Source organism: Microbacterium sp. CPCC 204701 (genome assembly GCF_004010105.1).
GTDB lineage: Bacteria > Actinomycetota > Actinomycetes > Actinomycetales > Microbacteriaceae > Microbacterium.
Window position 1 is genome coordinate 1 of the sequence record NZ_RRYE01000282.1, and the last position, 3984, is coordinate 3984.

The 3984-nt window shown below is 71.4% G+C and carries 5 protein-coding genes; 1 reads left to right on the plus strand and 4 read right to left on the minus strand.

All coding sequences use genetic code 11. The annotated features are described in order from the left end of the window. The coding region (locus EIO58_RS13930; RefSeq protein ID WP_127820040.1) for an MFS transporter at window positions 1-615 on the plus strand (615 nt) is incomplete at its 5' end. Here the strand turns inward: EIO58_RS13930 and EIO58_RS13935 are convergent. The 4 genes from EIO58_RS13935 to EIO58_RS13950 form a co-directional block, all read right to left on the minus strand. Beyond that, complete coding sequence (locus EIO58_RS13935; RefSeq protein WP_127820041.1) at window positions 612-1520, minus strand: siderophore-interacting protein; 909 nt, start codon at window positions 1518-1520, stop codon at window positions 612-614. The genes EIO58_RS13930 and EIO58_RS13935 overlap by 4 nt on opposite strands. Further along, the gene (locus tag EIO58_RS13940; protein ID WP_127820042.1) at window positions 1504-2379 is read right to left on the minus strand and encodes an ABC transporter ATP-binding protein; all 876 of its coding nucleotides are present in this window, start codon (window positions 2377-2379) and stop codon (window positions 1504-1506) included. The genes EIO58_RS13935 and EIO58_RS13940 overlap by 17 nt, the downstream gene beginning before the upstream one ends. After that, window positions 2376-3440, minus strand: a complete 1065-nt coding sequence (locus EIO58_RS13945; RefSeq protein ID WP_127820043.1) for a FecCD family ABC transporter permease — start codon at window positions 3438-3440, stop codon at window positions 2376-2378. Before EIO58_RS13945 ends, EIO58_RS13940 begins: the two co-directional genes overlap by 4 nt. Beyond that, window positions 3437-3984, minus strand: a 548-nt coding sequence (locus EIO58_RS13950; protein WP_164861713.1) for a FecCD family ABC transporter permease, incomplete at its 5' end; no start/stop codon positions are given. The genes EIO58_RS13950 and EIO58_RS13945, both read right to left, overlap by 4 nt.

Below are 3984 nucleotides of genomic sequence, written 5' to 3' on the forward strand. Positions count from 1 at the left end.
CGACCGCTGCTGCCGAAGGGCACGCTGCGCGCTGCGCGCGGGCTGCCGAGCGTCGTGTCGATGCGTGGCCTCATCGCGGGAGCGCTGTTCGGCGCCGAGATCTACGTGCCCTACCTGCTCATCGACGAGTACGGGTTCTCGCCGACGTGGGCGGGTCTGGGCCTCACCGCCGCGGCCCTCGCCTGGGCTGCCGCCGCCGATCTGCAGGGGCGCTTCGGCGACCGCCTGGGCAATGCGCGCATCACGCTGATCGGCACGGCGCTGCTCGTGGTCTCGCTCGCGATCGCGGCCCTGACGGCGCTGCTGCACCTGCACCCGGCCGTCCTGATCGCCGGGTGGGGCCTCGCCGGCGGCGGGATGGGCCTCATGTACCCGCGGCTGACGGTGCTGACGCTCGCCTACTCGACGCCGGGCAACCAGGGCTTCAACTCGTCGGCGCTGTCGATCTCCGACTCGGTCGGGTCGGCGTCTTCGATTGCGGTGCTCGGTCTCGCCTTCACCGCTCTGGTGGGGACGGATGCCGGATTCCCGGCCGTCTTCGTCATCGCCGGGCTCCTCGCGCTGGCGGCCCTGGTGCCCGGCCTGCGCCTCGGGCACGCGCATGAACGGCGCTAGTTCTCGGCGCGGCCGAGCCTCCAGTAGCCCATGAACGCGACGGCTCGACGGTCCACGCCGCGCTCGCTCACGAGGTGCCGGCGCAGCGCCTTGATGGCACCGGCCTCGCCGGCGAGCCAGGCGTAGAGTCTCGCGCTCTTGAGCGCGGCTCCGCCCTTGGCGGTGCGCGGCACCTCCCACAGGATGTCGGTGTCGATGTCGATCTCCTCGACGTCGGCGCCCTCGCCCTCCGGAGCCAGCGTGCGCGCGGCATCCGCCACCGACGCCACCAGGTGCGCGTGACGCTCACCGTGGCCGCGGGCCCCGATGCGGTACTCGAAGCCGGGGTGACGAGGCAGGTAGCGGGCGTCGTCCTCGTCCGGCACCTCGAGCGCCACGACGCCGCGCGCATCGCGCGGCAGCTGCTCGAGGATCGTCGCGATCGCCGGCGCCGCCGTCTCATCGCCGGCGAGCAGGATTCCGTCGACTCGCGCCGGGGGCACGAAGTCGATGCCGAAGCTCACCCCGCCGTACGAGATGGTCGGTGCGAAGATCAGGACCTCGTCACCCACTCGCGCGCTGGCAATCCAATCCGACGCGGGACCGATCACGTCGTGCGACACCATGTCGACGTCGACCTCGCGGGCCTCGTTGCGCACGTATCGGGTCGTGTAGGTGCGAAACGGCGGCCGCTGAGCTTCGGGCAGCTCACGCCACTTCGCGTACCAGTCCTCGCCGGTGGGCATCGTGTCAAGCGGTGCCGTCGCGGTCGGGAACACGATCTTGATGCGCTGATCGAGGCCGGGATCCCCGTACTCGGCGAGCTCGTCGCCGCCGAACGTGAACCGGCGGAAGCTTGCCGTCACATCGGTGATCGCGGTGACCTGGGCGCGGAAGAACCGGTACGGCTCAGAGGACCGCGGCATCGGGGGCTCCTGTCTGAAGGGACGCGGGGGAGTCGGCGACACCCGAGACATGGTGCCGGCCGCGCGGGAGGACGATGGGGGAACCCGAGACGGGGTCGGGCACGACGAGGGCCTCGAGGTCGAACACCTCGCGGATGAGGTCGCCGGTCATCACGTCGTTCGGCGGTCCGGCGGCCACCACGCGACCTGAGCGCAGCGCGAACAGGTGGTCCGCGTATCGGGCGGCGAGGTTCATGTCGTGCAGCACCATCACGATCGTCGTTCCGCGGTCGCGGTTGAGGTCGGTCAGGAGGTCGAGCACCTCGACCTGGTGCGCGACATCCAGGAACGTCGTCGGCTCGTCCAGCAGCAGGATGTCGGTCTCCTGGGCGAGCGCCATCGCAATCCACACGCGCTGGCGCTGGCCGCCCGACAGCTCGTCGACCGGGCGGTCGGCGAACTCGGTCATGCCGGTCGCCGCGAGCGATTGCGCGACCACCTCGTAATCGCGCGCGCTCCAGCGCGCGAGCAGCCTCTGGTGCGGGTGCCGACCGCGTCCGACGAGATCCGCGACGGCGATCCCCTCCGGTGCGACCGGGCTCTGCGGGAGAAGCCCGAGGGTGCGCGCCACCTCCTTGGAGGGCTGGGACTGGAGCTCCTTGCCGTCCAGGAGCACGTGGCCCGAGCGAGGGGGGAGGAGGCGCGCGAGCGCACGCAGCAGGGTCGACTTGCCGCATCCGTTCGCCCCCACGATCGCGGTGATCAGCCCGGGTGGAACGGCGAGGTCGAGTCCGTCTACGATCGTGCGGTCGCCGTAGGCGAGCGTCAGCGCGTGGGCCGCGAGCGTGTGCGCGGACGCCGGATCGCGGTCTTCGGTCATAGCGAGCCTCCGGAACGGTTCGACCTGATGAGGAGGTAGATGAGGTACGGGGCGCCGAGCACGCCGGTGATGACGCCGACGGGATAGCGGCTGTCGAACGCGAATTGTCCGACGAGATCGGCCACGAGCACGAGGAGGCCTCCGACGAGTCCCGACAGCAGGAGGAGCGACGCACCCGGGCCCACCAGCCGGGCCGCGATCGGACCGGCCATGAAGGCGACGAACGCGATCGGCCCCGTCGCGGCTGTCGCGAAGGCCAGGAGCGCGACCGCGACCACGATCGCGACGACGCGCGTGCCGCGGATCGAGACGCCCAGGCTCGCAGCGGCGTCATCACCGAGCCGGAGGACGCCCAGACCGCGGCCCTGCGCGAGCAGCGCGGGCACGAGCACGAGGAACGCGAGCGCGAGGGGGAGCACGACCGGCCAGCTCGCACCGTTGAGGCTGCCGGCGAGCCAGCGCATCGCCGACTGGAGGTCCCACACCGCCCCTTCTGAGAGCAGGTACGTGACCGCGCTGTCGAGCATCGCGGCGACACCGATCCCGATGAGGATGAGACGCGTTCCGGCGAACCCGCCCTTGTTCGACAGTAGGTAGATCGCGAGAGCGGTAAGCAGCGCGCCGCCGACGGCGAGCACCGAGACCAGCGTCTCACTGAGCGCGAGCACCACGATGCCGAAGACGGCCGCCGCGCTGGCGCCGGAGGTGATGCCGATGATGTCGGGGGAGGCGAGCGGATTGCGCAGCAGTGTCTGGAAGGTGACGCCGGCGATGCCGAACGAGAACCCCGCGAGGAGCGCCAGCACGGCGCGGGGGAGCCGCAGCTCGCCGACGGTGAACGAGGCTCCGGGTACCGTCTCGCCTGCGACGACGCGCACGACCTCGTCCAGGCCGTAGAAGGTCTGGCCGATCATCAACGACAGCGTGAACACGCCGAGGATCGCCGCGCCGAGGATGCCCGTCACGAGTGCTCGCCGGCGCGACCGCCGACGCCGGCCGGCGATGACGGCAGCGACCGAGGCGTGGCCGGTCGCCGCGCGCTCCTGTGTCGCCGTGCTCACAGCTCCCTCACCTTCTGACGACGCACGATCCAGATGAAGAACGGGGCGCCGATGAGCGCGGTGATGATGCCGACCTCGATCTCGTCGGGCTTCGCCACGACCCGGCCGATCACGTCGGCGGCGACGAGGAGCCCCGCGCCCGCGATCGCCGAGAAGGGCAGCAGCCAGCGGTGATCGGTGCCGACGAGCAGGCGGCAGAGGTGGGGGATCACAAGTCCGACGAAGGCGATCGGACCCGCCACCGCTGTCGCGGCGCCGCACAGGATCACCGCCCCGGCCGAGGCCACCAGACGCGTGCGGAACACGTGCTCGCCGAGTCCTGCCGCGAGATCGTCGCCGAGGGCGAGAGAGTTCATGCCGCGCGCGCATACGACGCACACCAGCGCGCCGACGGCGAGCACCGGCGCGACGACGGTGATGCGATCCCAGCTCGCCCCGCCGACGCCGCCGATCTGCCAGAACCGGAACGTCTCCATGATGTCCACCCGGGGCAGGAGGATCGCGCTGACCAGCGATATGAATGCCGCGGTCGCCGCGGCGCCCG

Coding starts and splice junctions, on each gene's coding strand:
- EIO58_RS13940 (WP_127820042.1), bottom strand. CDS start 2,379: ATGACCGAAGACCGCGATCCGGCGTCCGCGCACACGCTCGCGGCCCAC.
- EIO58_RS13935 (WP_127820041.1), bottom strand. CDS start 1,520: ATGCCGCGGTCCTCTGAGCCGTACCGGTTCTTCCGCGCCCAGGTCACC.